Source organism: Micromonospora sp. NPDC049801, assembly GCF_040656575.1.
Taxonomy (GTDB): domain Bacteria; phylum Actinomycetota; class Actinomycetes; order Mycobacteriales; family Micromonosporaceae; genus Micromonospora.
In genome coordinates, this window is sequence record NZ_JBFAMS010000013.1 from 49,280 (window position 1) to 63,608 (window position 14,329).

A 14,329-nucleotide genomic window follows, 5' to 3' on the forward strand; every position below is an offset into this window, starting at 1 on the left:
CGACTCCTTGCGGGTGGGTCTGTGGGGAACAACACTCCGGGGGTAAAGCCTACGCCGGAGTACGGGGCGGACGCTGACTGCGACCCGACCGTACGCCGACTTGTCATCGTCATCGAGTACGGGGCGCGGAGGCGTATCGTTCGCGCCGATGGCCGACAACATTGCCCGGGTCTTCGCCGACGCGATCGCGACCGACCCGACTCGACCGCTGCTGACCTGGTACGACGACTCCACCGGAGACCGCACCGAACTCTCCGGCGCGACCCTGGCGAACTGGGTGTCGAAGACCGCCAATCTCCTCGTCGACGAGGTCGGCCTCGCGCCGGGCACACCGGCCGGCGTCCTGCTCCCTCCGCACTGGCAGACCGCCGCCGTGCTGCTGGGCTGCTGGTCGGCCAAGCTGAGCGTCCTCGACACGCCGGGAAACGTGGACGTCCTCTTCGCCGCCGCCGACCGGTTCGACGAGGCGCAGTCCTGGCCGGCGGACGAGCGCTACGCCCTGGGCCTCGCCCCGCTCGCCGCCCCACTGCGGCAGGCGCCGCCCGGTTTCGCCGACTATGTGGTCGAGGTACGCGGGCACGGCGACCACTTCACCCCACAGCCGGGTCCGGGCCCCACCGACGCGCACCTGCTGAGCCGAGCCGAGGCCCGCGCCGGCGAGCTGGGCATCGAGCGGGGCGCGCGTCTCCTGGTCGACGCCGCCCGCTACCCCGACCCGGTCGACTGGCTCCTCGCGCCGCTGACCCGGGCCGCCACGGTGGTCCTCTGCGCCAACCTGGACCCAACCCGTCTGGCTACCCGACTGTCCAGCGAAAAGGTCACCCACTCCCTCCCGTAGCCTGCACCCGCACCCCGCCCCCACACCCCCCGCACCCGCACCCGCACCCGCGATCTTGCAGTTTCGGTTGCCGATACGCGTGGAATGCCCCTTAGGCGGCGACAGAAAGTGCAAGATCGCGGGGCTCCAGGGCCAGGCCGGGTCGATCATGGAGTCGTGGTGGCCGAATGGCAGGGATATGCACCCCTTACGGGGCACCACAACTCCATGATCGACGCGTGCGGGGGCGGGAGCCCTGCGCGGAGCCGGGGCCTGTGGGGGTGGGGGCGATGTGGGGGCGGGGGTCGGGCGTCCGGAGCCCCGGGTCAGGGGTGGGGGCGGGACTGGGCGAAGGTGGCGAAGGCGGTCAGGGACTCGGGGTTGGCCAGGGCACCCTTCGCCGCTGCGTCGTCGACCGGGGTGCCGGTGAGGATCTTCTTGACCGGTACCTCAAGCTTCTTGGCCGAGAGGGTTCGGGGTACCGCGCGCACCTGGTGGATCTCGTCGGGGACGTGCCGGGGGGAGAGCGCCGTACGCAGCTCACGGCTGATCTTCGTGCGCAGCGCGTCGTCCAGTTCCAGGCCGTCGGCCAGCACGACGAAGAGCAGCAGCTCACCTGCGCCGCCCTCGTCGTCCTCCAGGTGCACGACGACCGAGTCGACGACCTCGTCGAGCCCTTCGACCACCGAGTAGAACTCGGCGGTGCCGAGTCGTACGCCGCCGCGGTTGAGGGTGGCGTCGGAGCGTCCGGTGATCACGCAGCCGCCTCGGTCGTTGATGGTGATCCAGTCGCCGTGCCGCCACACACCGGGGTAGACCGAGAAGTACGCCTCGGAGTAGCGGACGCCGTCCGGGTCGTTCCAGAAGCCCACCGGCATGCTCGGCATCGGCTCGGTGATCACCAACTCGCCCAGTTCACCGATCACCGGGGTGCCGTCGGCCGAGCGGGCCTCCACCTTGGCGCCCAACGCACGGCAGGCGATCTCTCCGGCGTACACGGGCAGCAGCGGCACTCCGCCGACGAAGCCCGTGCACACGTCGGTGCCGCCGGACAGCGACTGGAGCTGCACCTGGTCGCCGACCGTGTCGTACACCCATTGGAAGCCCTCGGCGGGCAGCGGCGCGCCGGTGGAACCGACGCCGCGCAGCGCGGACAGGTCCGCGATCTCGCGCGGCACCACGCCGGCCTTGCGGCAGGCCAGCAGGTACGGCGCCGAGGTGCCGAAGTAGGTGGTGCCGGTCTCGGCGGCCAGTCGCCACAGCCCGCCGAGGTCGGGGTGGCCGGGGTTGCCGTCGAAGAGCACGATGGCCGCGCCCACCGCCGGCCCGGAGACCAGGAAGTTCCACATCATCCAGCCGGTGGTGGTGAACCAGAAGAACCGGTCGGACGGGCCGAGGTCGTGGTGCAGGGCGAGCATCTTCAGATGTTCCAGCAGGATGCCGCCGTGGCCGTGGACGATCGGCTTGGGCAGCCCGGTGGTGCCTGAGGAGTAGAGCACGTACAGCGGGTGGTCGAACGGGACCGGCGTGAACGTCAACGGCTCGTCGGTGGGCGCGGCCAGGTCCGCCCAGTCGAGGACGCCGTCGGGCGTCGGGCCGTTCGGGTCGAGGTACGCGATGCCGACGGTGTGCCGTACCGACGGAAGGGCGGCCCGGATGGCCTTGACCTCGGCCCGCCGGTCGACGGGCTTGTCGCCGTACCGGTAGCCGTCCACGGCGACCAGCACCGTCGGCTCGATCTGCTGCCACCGGTCGGTGACGCTGCGGGTGCCGAACTCGGGCGCGCAGGACGAGAAGACCGCGCCCAGGCTGGCGGTGGCGAGCAGCAGGACGTACGTCTCGGAGATGTTCGGCGCGTACGCCGCCACCCGGTCCCCGGCGGTGACGCCGAGCCGGCGCAGACCGGCCGACACCCGGCGGACCTGCTCGCGCAGCTCGGCGGCGGTGAGGGTGACCGGCGGTCGGGTCTGGCTGTGCGCGATGACGACCGGGTCGTCGTCGGCGCGGCCCGGCATGCGCAGCACGTTCTCGGCGTAGTTGAGGGTGGCGTCGGGGAACCAGTGGGCGCCGGGCATGGTCCGCTCGGCCAGGGTGGCCGTCGGCGGGGTGTGCGCGATGACCTCGAAGTGGTCCCAGATCGAGCGCCAGAACCCGTCCAGGTCGGTGACGGACCAGCGCCACAGCGCGTCGTAGTCGGCGAAGTCCAGCCCGCGGTGCTCCCGCAGCCAGCGCAGGTAGCCGCCGATCCGGGACCGCTCGAGCACGTCCGCCGGCGGCGTCCACAGCACGTCACCCACTGCTCCACCCTCCCCCCGGCCGCACGACACTGTGCATGGGCCGTGGCGCCATCTTGCCCTACCTCGAAGCGCCATTCTGCGCACCGGGTGGGCCGATCGACGCGTGCCCGGCCCACACTCCACCGCGCCAACCCATGTGGGTGAAGGAAGGGCCCCTTCCTAACGCTTAGCGTTAGGAAGGGGCCCTTCCTTCGAGCTCAGCCGGCCCGGTGCGCCTGGATGGCCCGTCGGCGGGCCAGGCGGTGCTCGCGGCGGATCTCCGCCTCCCGGTACCGGCGTTCGTCGTCCGGCGTCTCCGGCAGCACCGGGCGGACCGTGCGCGGCGCGCCGCCGACGTCCACCCCGACGAAGACCAGGTACGCCGTGGCGACCCGGACCGGCGCGTCCTCGGCCGAGTCCCACCGCTCGGCGACCACCCGCACCCCCACCTCCATCGAGGTCTGCCCGGTCCAGTTGACCTGGGCGTGCGCGTGCACCAGGTCACCGACCCGGACGGCCTCGGAGAAGACGATCTCGTCGATCGCCGCGGTGACCGCCGTCCCGCCGCTGTGCCGGGCGGCAGCGGCACCGGCCACGTCGTCGACGAACTTCATCAGGACCCCGCCGTGGACGGTTCCGTAGAGGTTGACGTCCACCGCAGTCATGATCTTGCTGAGGGTGACCCGGGAGTACGACGTCGGCTTGCCGGTCGGAGCGGCGGAGAGGTGCTCGGTCATGCCGGAAACGGTACGGTGCGCGGATGCGACATCTCTGGAGCTTCCTCGCCGGGTTGGTGGTGGCACCCATCACGTGGGTGCTTGTCACGCTCGGGCAGGACGGGTCGAGCCGGACGGTCGACCGCTGGGTGGAGATCGGCACCTTCAACACCGCCAACCTGATCGAACCGGCCGTGTACCTCGGTGTCGGCGGTGTCCTGCTCGGGCTGCTCGGCACACTGCGTTTCTCGCCGGCGGGGCCACTGCTGGCCGGGCTGCTGCTGGTCACCCCGTACATCGGGATGTTCGTGGCACCGTTCGAGGTGCGCGACGCCATCCCGCACGAGTGGAAGGTGTTCGGTGACCCGCTGCCGCTGCGGCTGCCGGTCGAGAACGGCACGCTCTTCCTGATCGGTCTGCTGCTGCTGATGGCGACGTTCAGCGGTCAACGCTGGCGGCGGTGGCCGCAGCCGGTGACCGTGCCGGCCGCCGCCCCGGCCCCGGTGGACGCACCGCGCGGCGACGACTTCACGCTGACCGACTGGTCGTCGTCCGAACCGGCGGAGCGCGAAACCGCGCCGCTGACCCTGGGCTACCCGGCCGATCCGACGCCGACCGAGCCGCTGCCGCGCCGGGTGGGCGGCGAATCGCCGTGGTCCGCGCCGCCGCGCGGTCAGTCGCGGCCCGAGGACACCACCGAGATCCGCTGACCGTCGGGCGGGCCGGAAACCCGGCCCGCCCGACCAGACCCGCGCGAGCGCGACTAGTGCACGGCGACGGCCAGGTCCGGGTCGACCGCGCCGAGGGTGGCGCGGGGCACGACCAGGACCATGACCGCCAGCGCCGCGGCCATGCCGCCCGCGATGACGATCGCCATCGGTACGCTCCCCGTCCCGAACAGGCCGGCAAGGGGCGCGGACAGCGCGCCGACGCCGAACTGGACGGCGCCGAGCAGCGCCGCTGCCGTGCCCGCCGCCTCGCTGTGCCGGCTCATCGCCAGCGCCGGCGCGTTCGGCAGGGCCAGACCGGCCGCGGCCAACACCAGCCACAGCGACGCGAGCAGGGTGCCCAGGCCCCCGATGCCGGTGGCGGCGAACAGCACCAGCAGCAGGCCGGCCGCCGTCCCGGCGACCAGGGCCAGGACGAGGATCTGCTGTGGCGTGTAGCGCCGCAGCAGCCGGACGTTGAACTGGGTGGCCCCGATCAGGCCCACCGCGCCGGCGCCGAAGGCCAGGCCGAACTGCTGCTCGTCGAGGCCGTACTCCCGCTGGAGGACGAAGGACGACCCGGAGACGTACGCGAACAGCGACGCCATGGCCAGCCCGGCGACCAGCACCAGACCGACGAAGGCCCGATCGCTCACCAGTCCTCGGTAGTCCCGCAGGGTCGCCGCGACACCACCGTGCCGGCGGCGTGACACGTCGAGGGTCTCCGGCAGCTTCATGGCCGCGACGACGATCAGCAACGCGCCCAGTACGGCCAACGCCGCGAACACGCCGCGCCACTCGGTCCAGCGCAGCAGCCCGCTGCCCAGCGTCGGCGCGAGGACCGGGGCGAGACCCATGACCAGCATCAACCGGGAGAAGATCCGCGCGAACGACGCGCCGCTGAACAGGTCGCGGACGACGGCCGTGGCGACCACGGTGGCGGCGGCGACGCCGAGGCCCTGCAGGACGCGTAGTGCGCCGAGCACGGCGATGTTGGGCGCGACGACGCACAGTACGGACGCCACGATGTGCGCGGCGAGGCCGGCGAGCAGTGGCAGGCGTCGGCCGACCACGTCGGAGACCGGCCCGATCAGCAACTGGCCCAGCGCGAGGCCGATCAACGTGCCGGTGAGCGTCAACTGCACGGCGGTCTCGGTGGTCTGCAGGCCGGTCGTGATGGCCGGCAGCGCCGGCAGGTACATGTCGATGGTCAGGGGGCCGATGGCGATCAACGCACCGAGCACGAGCACGAGTTGCGTGCGTTGGCGGTTGGTCATCAGGTCGCCGGGCAGCGCGTCCTGCTCGGGGGTGGGCTTCGCCAACTTGATCTCTCTCCGGGTGCGGAAGCGCCGTCATCGAGGTCGACGAGGCCGGGGCGGGGTGACTCTCCCGGCTGCAACGCCATGGAGGTGGATCAAGATTCCCGCGCGGCGCTCACGTACCCGGGGGAGCGGGCCCGCACCGGGTCGATCAGGCCCCGGTCCCCAGGCCACCCCCGCACCCTGGTAGCCGTCGTCTGCCGATCGAGGAATTCAATATCATTCCCTACTTTGGACGACTTACCGAGACAAGGGAGCGGCATGGCTCGGCACGAGCGGCCCGTAGATCCGACCGCTGGACCGTTGTCGTCTTTCGCCCATGAGCTACGAAAGTTACGTGTCGAAGCCGGCAACCCCACCTACCGGCGATTGGCCGAGATCGCCGGCTACAGCGCCTCGACCCTCTCCGCCGCGGCCAGCGGAATCCGGCAACCCAGCCTCGACGTGCTGCTCGCGTACGTCGGGGCCTGCGGCGGGGACACCGCCCAGTGGAGGCAGCGCTGGCTTGAACTGGACGAGGAGCTGCGGGCCGCCGGTTCGGCCGGCGCACCAGCAGACCCGGCGAGGGCAGCGACACCGGACTCGACGCCGGCCGGGCCGATCGCGACGCCTCTCGCCGAGTCACCGTCCACTGTGCCTGCCGGGGATGCACCCGCCCCGGCTACCGGTGAGCCAACCGGCGCCAGCGGCGCAGCCGGACCGACCCACGATCGGCCCGCGAGCCCCCCGCGGCACCGGAAACTCCGACGGCGACTGGTGCTGGCGGCGGTGGCGGTCGCCAGCCTCGCCGGTACGGTCGCCGTGGTGCCGATGACCCAGCTGAAATGGCCGGCCAGCGGGGCGACGGCGGCTGGCACGACAACCACCACAGCCTGCCCGGCGACCACCACGGACGCCGCCTTCACCGCCGTCACCTACGGCAGTGGCGTGCATGTCCGGGGCGAGCCCCGCCGCGACCAGGGCATCCTCTACACCATTCAGCCCGGCTGCGTGATCGGGCTCACCGGCTACTGCCTGGGTGAGCGGATCGCCGACTCCACCTCCCAGACCCCCGACATCCGCTGGTTCACCCTGGCCGACGGTGGACTGATCGCCTCCGGGGTGGTGCACGGCAACCCACCCCCGGGCTTGGAACCGTCCCGCTGCCGGGGCGACCGACCCGGGCCGGCCGCGATCGCCCTGGCGATCGCCCCCGATGTGACCGGCCCGGGTGGGTGGCGGCTGAGCGCGACCGGCACGCACGTGGAGATCGTCGGCTTCGCCGCCTACTACGCGGACGACCCCGCGCTGCCGGCGGAGCGCCGCTGGCACCAGATCGGAATGACCGGATTGGCCGCCCCGCCGTTCGACCTCGTCTGGAAGCTCGACCGCCGGTCCGGGCAACCCGGATCCACTGCCGAAATCCCGGTGGCCGCGGTCGCCTGTCTCGGCGGTGGCGCGCCGACCGACGTGCTCGACGTGCGGGTGGCCCGCCCCGACGGCTCCAGCACCGCCGAGGCCCTGCCGCTCGCCGCCGACCAGAGGCTCGCCGCCCGCCGTACCGCCTGCCTCTACCCCTGACGGGGGCGTACGCGGACGGACACCACCGGTGGCCCGGCGGGACGGATCCCACCGGGCCACCGGTTCGGCGTCACCGAACTCAACAGCCCTGGCGACCGGAGTGGATCCAGTAGGTGGTGCCGGCCCAGTCCATCTCGCCGTACGCGTCGACGCAGTTGTTCGCCGTGCCGGTCACTCCGCGCGGACCGGCGTAGTACAGGTAGTCGGCGTTGTCCTTGGTGGAGATCGCGGTGGCGGTGCACGAGCCGGTGCCGGAGGTCTCCGCGCACCGGGCGATCTGCACGGAGGTCCGCGCCGAGGAGCCGTACGCCGCGCCGCGGTGGTACATGCAGGCGCTGTTCGTGCCGCCGTTGGTGCTGTTGTAGTAGATGACCAGCTCGGCAACGGGCTTGCTCGGCGGGTACGCGTAGCTGTAGGTGACCGTGCCCGAGCAGGCCACCGCCGCCTGCGACGGGGCTGCCGTGACGACCAGCACCGTGCCGAAGGTCAGCAACGCCAGCAGCGCTCCGAACGCCTTGCGCAGCATCATGACTTCCACTCCTCCGGGACGGGGTTGGTTGAGAGCCGTCCCGCCGTCAACTTCTACGGAAGAGCGAAGTTGATCGCCTCTGACGACGGCACCGATCAATCAATCCCGCACAACGCCGAACAACCGCGTACCGCATCGCCGGGCCGGCTGATCGGCGCTGTCAGCCCTTCAGGAGGTGCCGCGCCATGACGACCCGCTGCACCTGGTTGGCGCTCTCGTAGCTCTGGGTGATCTTGGCGTCCCGCATCATCCGCTCGACCGGGTAGTCGCCCCGAGTCGGGGAAGGCATCGGGATTAACCGAGTCGCGATTTTCGCTTAATGCAATTCCCATTTCCGGTCGAGCACCATCAGCCGCAGCTCGACTACAGAGCGCTATATTCGCGTTTCCGCCGTCACGCGCCCGAACGGACCCTCTATTGTGGCCGAACGGTGGAATAGATACAGCTCAGAGCCATGAGTCGATCATGCGTACAGATTCCACGAGCATCCCCATCTACATTCCGCCCTTCCACAGAGAGTTATATGCGGAAAGGCCACTACGGATGCGTGAGGCGAGGATGATCGATCAATTGCGAGGGCTTGTTCCCGACAGCTCGACCGCAGTGGTTCTGGGACTGGTGGCCGGGGCGGTGATCGGGCTGGTCCGCGCCTACCTCCGGCACCGCACCCGGCTCCACGCGGAGCGGGAGCTGTCCGCACGGACAGCGGCCCGGGCGGCGGGCTTGATCACCCTGGTCAGCGGTCGCCACGAGAACATCACGGTCGACGAGCGCGACCGTGACGGGCACCGCGTCGTGGAGCTACGTGGACCTCGACAGACCAGCGACAAGGAGGCGGCGTGAACCGGAACAGTTCTGCCGCGGCCCGCGCCGCAACCCGCTCGCCCGAACCCACCCCGGCCGAGCTGGAGGCGTCCTTCACGGCCTTCTGCGACGACAACTTCCTGCGGGTCGAGCGCTTCCTGCGGGCCCGCTGCGCCAATCGGGACCTCGTCGACGAGGCGGTCCAGGAGACATTCATCACCACTCGGGCCAAGTGGGCGCAGATCCGCACCTTCGAGAAGCCCCTGGCCTGGGTGCTCAAGACGGCACGGCACAAGCTCCAGGGGCAGCAGAGCCGGCGAAGCCGGACCAGCACTACCACGACGAACCTGGACGAGGTGCCCCCCGAGTTCCTCACCCAGCCGACCGACCCTCGGGAGGCGGACGAGTTGCTCGTCGCGTGGCTGCAGCAACTGCCGCCCCGGCAGGCGGAGGTGTTCGTCCTCTTCTTCGACGGCTGGCGGGACCTCGACATCGCCAGGATGCTGGGTCTCGCCCACACCACCGTTCGCGCCTACAAGCAGCAGGCGCGTCAGCATCTGCAGCGCCTCGCGGAACAGGCCGGTTTCAACAAGCCCACGGGGAGGTCATCGTGAACCTCGACGACGTCCTGGCACTCGCGGCCGAACGTGCTCCCACTCCCCTCGAACGCGCGCGCGCCCGACGCGCCAGCCGGCAGATCCAGCAGGCCTACGCCCACGCCGTGACGGCCGGGCGGGATCTCGTCGTGGATGTCGACCCGCACGACCCGCTGAACGCCGACGCCGACGCCGACGAAGCCGCCCGGATCGCCCGCGCGGCACAGCTGGCGAAGTTGGGCACCATCACCTGGATCTCCGCCACCGGAGAGATCTCCTGGTCCGACGAGATGTCACTGATCCTCGGCTGTGCCCCCGGCACGATCCGACCCTCCGCCGATCTGCTGTTCGAGCTGGTCCATCCCGAGGACGCGCACGCCGTTCGTCGGACCATCCACCTGGCGTGGCGGGAGCAGACGGTCAAGGAGACGACGTATCGGGTGGTCCGACCGGACGGGGCGACCAGGTACGTGCACTGCTACATCGAGGTCCTGATCGACCGGTTCGACCGGCCGCACGGCATCATCGGCACCGGTCAGGACGTCACCGACCTGGAGCTGGCCCGCCAGGAGCGGGACCGGCTCGCCCGCCGGTGCGAGACCGCACGCACCGAACTGATCAGCCGCGACCCGGCCACCGGCCTGCTGACCCGCCCGCGCTTCGCCGACGAGGTTGACCGGACCCAACGCGGCGGGTCGGGGGCCCTGCTCGTGGTGGCCGCCGAGCCACTGAACCTACCGATCTCCGGGCACGACCACGCGACCCAGGATCGGCTCGCCGCCGCGATAGCCGGTGTGGTGAAGAACGTGGCCCGCCGGACCGCCGTGTGCGGGCTCGTCGGCCCGGGCGAGTTCGGCGTGCTGCTACAGAACACCACGATGCGGTCGGCCACGACCATCGCGGAGAGCATCATCGACAGCCTGCGCAGTCACGCGTTCGTCGTCGGCCAGGACCGGGAACGGGTACGCCTCGACGCCTGGGGCGGTCTCGTCCGGTACCAGGACGGCGACGACAGTAGCGGCTTCGACCTGCTGGTGGACGCGGAGAGCGCGTGGCGACAGGCCAAGCGAGAGCAGGTGCCACTGACCGTGCTGCGACAGCCGGCCCGTCCCGAGGACCGGCAGGAGACCTGCCGGAGCCGAATCCGGGCGGCGGTCGCCGGCAACAGTTTCACGCTCTACGCCCAGCCGATTCTCGACCTCAGCCTCAACCAGATCACCCGCCAGGAGATCCTGCTCCGCGTCCTCGACGGCACGGGCCAGCCGGTACCGCCGTCGGCGTTCCTGGACGTCGCCGAACGGGTCGACGAGATCTGGCCGATAGACCGCTGGGTCATCGACCACACCATGGAGCTGATCGCCCACGGACCACGAACCTCGCACTACCAGGTGAACGTCTCGGGCCGGTCGCTCGGCGATCCGCACCTGTTGGAGCATGTCCACGAGGTCATGAAGCGGCACGTCATCGACCCCTCCCAGGTCACCTTCGAGATCACCGAGACGGCGTTGATCGGTAACCTGACGCAGGCGATCGACTTCGCCTGCGGGATCCGGGACATCGGCTGTCGGCTGGCCCTGGACGACTTCGGCTCCGGATACGGCACATTCACGCACCTGAAGTACTTCCCGATCGACCTGGTAAAGATCGACGGCGACTTCATCAGCAAGATCGAGGAGTCCCGTCCCGACCAGGTGATCGTCCAGTCCTTCGTCGACATGTGCCGGGGGCTGGGGATCCGGACCGCCGCCGAGTTCGTCCAGAGCGAGGCCACCCTGCGCCTGCTGCGCGACTACGGGGTGGACTTCGCCCAGGGCTACGCCGTCGGCAAGCCGACCCCGGTCGGCAACCCGCACCGGGCCCTGCTGGACTCCGCCGAGATCGAGACGGCCGGGCTGGGCGCCGCGTTGCGAACGGCGATCGGATGACGGGCCGCACCGGCGACCGTCGCGGGACGGATCGGCAGCGCCACCGACCGCCGCGTCCGGGCACGGCGGTCGGGGCGCGGCGGTCGGGGCGCAGACAGGCCGGGGCGCGGACAGGCCGGCGCGCGGACAGGCCGGGGCGCGGACAGGCCGGCCAGGGACCCGAGGCAGGTCCTAGACGACGTTGGCGAGGAGTTGCCGCGCCATGACGATCCGCTGGACCTGGTTGGTGCCCTCGTAGATCTGGGTGATCTTGGCGTCCCGCATCATCCGCTCGACCGGGTAGTCCCGCGTGTAGCCGTAGCCGCCGAGCAACTGCACCGCGTCGGTGGTGATCTCCATGGCGGCATCGGAGGCGAAGCACTTCGCCGCCGCGCCGAAGTAGGTCAGGTCGGCGTCGCCCCGCTCGGACTTGCCGGCGGCGGCGTACGTGAGCTGCCGGGCCGCCTCCAGCTTCATGCCCATGTCGGCGAGCATGAACTGGATGCCCTGGAACTCGGCGACCGCCTTGCCGAACTGCCGGCGCTCGGCGACGTACCCCTTGGCGTAGTCGAGCGCGCCCTGCGCGATCCCGACGGCCTGCGCGGCGATGGTGACCCGGGTGTGGTCCAGGGTCTTCATGGCGGTGGCGAAGCCGGTGCCCTCCGCGCCGATCATCCGGTCGGCGGGGATCCGCACGTTGTCCAGGTAGACCTCGCGGGTCGGCGAGCCCTTGATGCCGAGCTTCTTCTCCGGCGCGCCGAAGCTCACCCCCAGATCGGACTTCTCGACCACAAACGCCGAAATGCCCCGGGAGCGGGCGGCGGGGTCGGTGACGGCGAAGACGGTGTAGAACTCGGAGACGCCGGCGTTGGTGATCCACCGCTTCACACCGTTGAGCACCCAGTGATCCCCGTCACGCACCGCGCGGGTGGTCATCGACGCGGCGTCGCTGCCGGCCTCCGGCTCGGAGAGGCAGTACGAGAACATGGCATCGCCCGCCGCGACCGGCGTCAGGTAGCGGCGCTTGATCTCGTCGGAGCCGGCCAGCAGCAGCGGCATCGTGCCGAGCTTGTTCACCGCCGGGATCAGTGAGGAGGACGCGCAGGCGCGCGCCACCTCCTCGATCACGATGGCGGTGGCCAGGGCGTCCGCGCCCGCGCCGCCGTACTCCTCGGGGATGTGCGGGGCGTGGAAGTCGGCGGCCCGCAGCGCGTCGTAGGACGCCTTCGGGAACTCCCCGGTCTCGTCGGCCTCGGCGGCGTGCGGCGCCACCTTGGCGGCGCAGACCTCCCGGACCGCCTCCCGGATCGCCTCGTGCTCCTCGGGCAACCGGTAGACGTCGAACGACTCCCCTGCGGCCATGTCGGCCCCTCCCCTTCACCGCTATCATGCGCAGTCTGTGGCCTCCCCTGACCGCCGACCGCGCAGACTGAAGGATAGCGACTGCAGTTCAGGTGATGTTACCGGCGCGTAGGTATGGGCATGACGGAGCACCCGCGCCGCTGGGCGATGATGGAAGGCAGACAGTGAGCCACCCCTCCGGTGCCCGCCCAGGCGCCGCAGCAGAATGCGACGCGACGACGCGCCGCCAGTGCGAGCGGAGAAGACAGGCGTGACGATCCCCTACCCCACCATCCAGCCGACCCCCGCCATCGCCGCGGTGACGCCGCCCTCGGGCGCGTCTCGGCCGCGGGTGACGTTCCTGGGGACCGGTTACCTCGGTGCGACGTACGCCATCTGCTACGCCGAGCTGGGCTACGAGGTGCTCGGCTTCGACGTCGACGCGGACAAGATCGCGATGCTGAACGCCGGCGAGGTGCCGATCCACGAGCCCGGCCTGGACGAGCTGCTCAAGCGCAACCTCGCCGCCGGCCGGCTGCGGTTCTCGACCGACATCGCGGAGACCGCCGACTTCGGTGACGTGCACTTCATCTGCGTCGGCACCCCGCAGCGGGCCGACGGGATGGGCGCCGACCTGTCGTACGTCGAGGCGTCGGTGACCGGTCTCGCCCAGCACCTGACCCGCAAGGCGCTGATCGTGGGCAAGTCGACCGTGCCGGTGGGCACCGCCGAGTGGGTCGAGCAGCTCGTCGGCAAGCACACCCCGGACGACCTGGGCGTCGAGGTGGCGTGGAGCCCCGAGTTCCTCCAGGAGGGCTTCGCCGTCGACGACGTGCTGCGACCCAACCGGATCGTGGTCGGCGTCAAGAGCGAGTGGGCCAACGGCATGCTCTACGCCGCGCACAAGGGCGTCTTCGACCTGGCCGCCACCGAGGACCGCGAGGTGCCCCTGGTGGTCACCGACTTCGCCACGGCCGAGCTGGTCAAGGTCGCGGCGAACGCCTTCCTGGCCACCAAGATCTCCTTCATCAACGCCATGGCCGAGGTCTGCGAGGCCAGCGGCGGCGATGTCACCCAGCTCGCTCGGGCCATCGGCTACGACCCCCGCATCGGCAACCGTTTCCTCCAGGCCGGCCTCGGCTTCGGCGGCGCCTGCCTGCCCAAGGACATCCGCGCCTTCCAGGCCCGCGCACAGGAGCTGGGCGCGGGCGAGGCACTGCGCTTCCTGCACGAGGTCGACCTGATCAACCTGCGTCGCCGGACCCGCGTGCTCCAGCTCGCGGCGGACCTGCTCGGCCGCCGCTCCGGGCCGGCCGGTCCGGACTTCTCCGGCACCCGGATCGCCGTGCTGGGCGCGACCTTCAAGCCCAACACCGACGACGTCCGCGACGCCCCGGCGCTCGCCGTCGCCGCACTGCTGCAGAAGGCCGGGGCCGACGTCCACGTGTACGACCCGCAGGGCACCGAGAACGCCCGCCGCGCGGTGCCCGAGCTGACCTACGAGCCCGGGATCAACGAGGCGGTCGCCGACGCCGACCTGGTCTGCGTCCTCACCGAGTGGGCGGACTTCCGCAACGCCGACCCGGTCGCCCTGGGCGAGCTGGTCCGCGGCCGCAAGGTCGTCGACGGGCGCAACTGCCTCGACTCGGCACTGTGGACCATGGCCGGCTGGGAGTACCGGGGCATGGGCCGTCCCTGACGATCCACCACTCACCGGCCGGCCGCGACGCACCCTTGGCGGCCGGCCGGTGATGTGTTTG

General features: G+C 71.0%; 13 protein-coding genes. 7 read left to right on the forward strand and 6 right to left on the reverse strand.

What is annotated here, in order from left to right:
* Window positions 1-148 precede the first annotated feature (148 nt).
* Window positions 149-838, forward strand: a complete 690-nt coding sequence (locus AB0I89_RS22575) for a TIGR03089 family protein (RefSeq protein WP_357129989.1) — start codon at window positions 149-151, stop codon at window positions 836-838.
* A gap of 305 nt (window positions 839-1,143) precedes the next feature.
* Here the strand turns inward: AB0I89_RS22575 and AB0I89_RS22580 are convergent, their stop codons facing one another.
* On the reverse strand, window positions 1,144-3,114 hold the full coding sequence (locus tag AB0I89_RS22580) for an acetoacetate--CoA ligase (RefSeq protein WP_357129992.1): 1,971 nt from the start codon (window positions 3,112-3,114) through the stop codon (window positions 1,144-1,146).
* Window positions 3,115-3,311: 197 nt separating this feature from the next.
* Complete coding sequence (locus AB0I89_RS22585) at window positions 3,312-3,830, reverse strand: hotdog domain-containing protein (RefSeq protein WP_355048801.1); 519 nt, start codon at window positions 3,828-3,830, stop codon at window positions 3,312-3,314.
* Between the two features lie 23 nt (window positions 3,831-3,853).
* Between AB0I89_RS22585 and AB0I89_RS22590 the strand changes: the two genes are divergently transcribed.
* Window positions 3,854-4,519: a hypothetical protein gene (locus AB0I89_RS22590; protein WP_357129996.1), complete on the forward strand. Its 666-nt coding sequence runs from the start codon at window positions 3,854-3,856 to the stop codon at window positions 4,517-4,519.
* Window positions 4,520-4,572: 53 nt separating this feature from the next.
* On the opposite strand, the gene AB0I89_RS22595 is transcribed toward AB0I89_RS22590, so the two are convergent.
* Entirely contained in the window at window positions 4,573-5,838 is a 1,266-nt protein-coding gene (locus AB0I89_RS22595) for a multidrug effflux MFS transporter (RefSeq protein ID WP_357129999.1), read from the reverse strand.
* 258 nt (window positions 5,839-6,096) lie between these two features.
* Here AB0I89_RS22595 and AB0I89_RS22600 point away from each other — a divergent pair, with 258 nt between their 5' ends.
* Complete coding sequence (locus AB0I89_RS22600) at window positions 6,097-7,395, forward strand: helix-turn-helix domain-containing protein (RefSeq protein ID WP_357130002.1); 1,299 nt, start codon at window positions 6,097-6,099, stop codon at window positions 7,393-7,395.
* Between the two features lie 79 nt (window positions 7,396-7,474).
* Here the strand turns inward: AB0I89_RS22600 and AB0I89_RS22605 are convergent, their stop codons facing one another.
* Both AB0I89_RS22605 and AB0I89_RS22610 read right to left on the reverse strand, forming a co-directional pair.
* Window positions 7,475-7,924, reverse strand: a complete 450-nt coding sequence (locus tag AB0I89_RS22605; protein WP_357130005.1) for a hypothetical protein — start codon at window positions 7,922-7,924, stop codon at window positions 7,475-7,477.
* A gap of 160 nt (window positions 7,925-8,084) precedes the next feature.
* A complete protein-coding gene (locus AB0I89_RS22610; RefSeq protein ID WP_357130008.1) occupies window positions 8,085-8,213 on the reverse strand; it encodes an acyl-CoA dehydrogenase family protein in 129 nt (42 codons plus the stop codon).
* 314 nt (window positions 8,214-8,527) lie between these two features.
* Here AB0I89_RS22610 and AB0I89_RS22615 point away from each other — a divergent pair, with 314 nt between their 5' ends.
* Genes AB0I89_RS22615 through AB0I89_RS22625 form a run of 3 tightly spaced genes read left to right on the forward strand, consistent with a single transcriptional unit; the run spans window position 8,528 to window position 11,249 of the window.
* Window positions 8,528-8,767 (forward strand): hypothetical protein, encoded by a 240-nt coding sequence (locus tag AB0I89_RS22615; RefSeq protein ID WP_357130011.1) that lies wholly within the window; start codon window positions 8,528-8,530, stop codon window positions 8,765-8,767.
* Window positions 8,764-9,342, forward strand: coding sequence for an RNA polymerase sigma factor (locus tag AB0I89_RS22620; protein WP_357130014.1), 579 nt, complete (start codon window positions 8,764-8,766; stop codon window positions 9,340-9,342). Before AB0I89_RS22615 ends, AB0I89_RS22620 begins: the two co-directional genes overlap by 4 nt.
* Window positions 9,339-11,249: an EAL domain-containing protein gene (locus AB0I89_RS22625; RefSeq protein WP_357130016.1), complete on the forward strand. Its 1,911-nt coding sequence runs from the start codon at window positions 9,339-9,341 to the stop codon at window positions 11,247-11,249. Before AB0I89_RS22620 ends, AB0I89_RS22625 begins: the two co-directional genes overlap by 4 nt.
* 171 nt (window positions 11,250-11,420) lie before the next feature.
* On the opposite strand, the gene AB0I89_RS22630 is transcribed toward AB0I89_RS22625, so the two are convergent.
* The gene (locus AB0I89_RS22630; protein ID WP_357130019.1) at window positions 11,421-12,590 is read right to left on the reverse strand and encodes an acyl-CoA dehydrogenase family protein; all 1,170 of its coding nucleotides are present in this window, start codon (window positions 12,588-12,590) and stop codon (window positions 11,421-11,423) included.
* Window positions 12,591-12,840: 250 nt separating this feature from the next.
* Here AB0I89_RS22630 and AB0I89_RS22635 point away from each other — a divergent pair, with 250 nt between their 5' ends.
* Window positions 12,841-14,268, forward strand: a complete 1,428-nt coding sequence (locus AB0I89_RS22635; RefSeq protein WP_357130022.1) for a UDP-glucose/GDP-mannose dehydrogenase family protein — start codon at window positions 12,841-12,843, stop codon at window positions 14,266-14,268.
* The last annotated feature ends 61 nt before the right edge of the window (window positions 14,269-14,329 follow it).

Excerpts from the sequence above, each read along its gene's own strand:
- AB0I89_RS22610 (WP_357130008.1), bottom strand. The coding sequence starts at position 8,213 with ATGCCTTCCCCGACTCGGGGCGACTACCCGGTCGAGCGGATGATGCGG.
- AB0I89_RS22605 (WP_357130005.1), bottom strand. The coding sequence starts at position 7,924 with ATGATGCTGCGCAAGGCGTTCGGAGCGCTGCTGGCGTTGCTGACCTTC.
- AB0I89_RS22600 (WP_357130002.1), top strand. The coding sequence starts at position 6,097 with ATGGCTCGGCACGAGCGGCCCGTAGATCCGACCGCTGGACCGTTGTCG.
- AB0I89_RS22575 (WP_357129989.1), top strand. The coding sequence starts at position 149 with ATGGCCGACAACATTGCCCGGGTCTTCGCCGACGCGATCGCGACCGAC.
- AB0I89_RS22630 (WP_357130019.1), bottom strand. The coding sequence starts at position 12,590 with ATGGCCGCAGGGGAGTCGTTCGACGTCTACCGGTTGCCCGAGGAGCAC.
- AB0I89_RS22590 (WP_357129996.1), top strand. The coding sequence starts at position 3,854 with ATGCGACATCTCTGGAGCTTCCTCGCCGGGTTGGTGGTGGCACCCATC.
- AB0I89_RS22585 (WP_355048801.1), bottom strand. The coding sequence starts at position 3,830 with ATGACCGAGCACCTCTCCGCCGCTCCGACCGGCAAGCCGACGTCGTAC.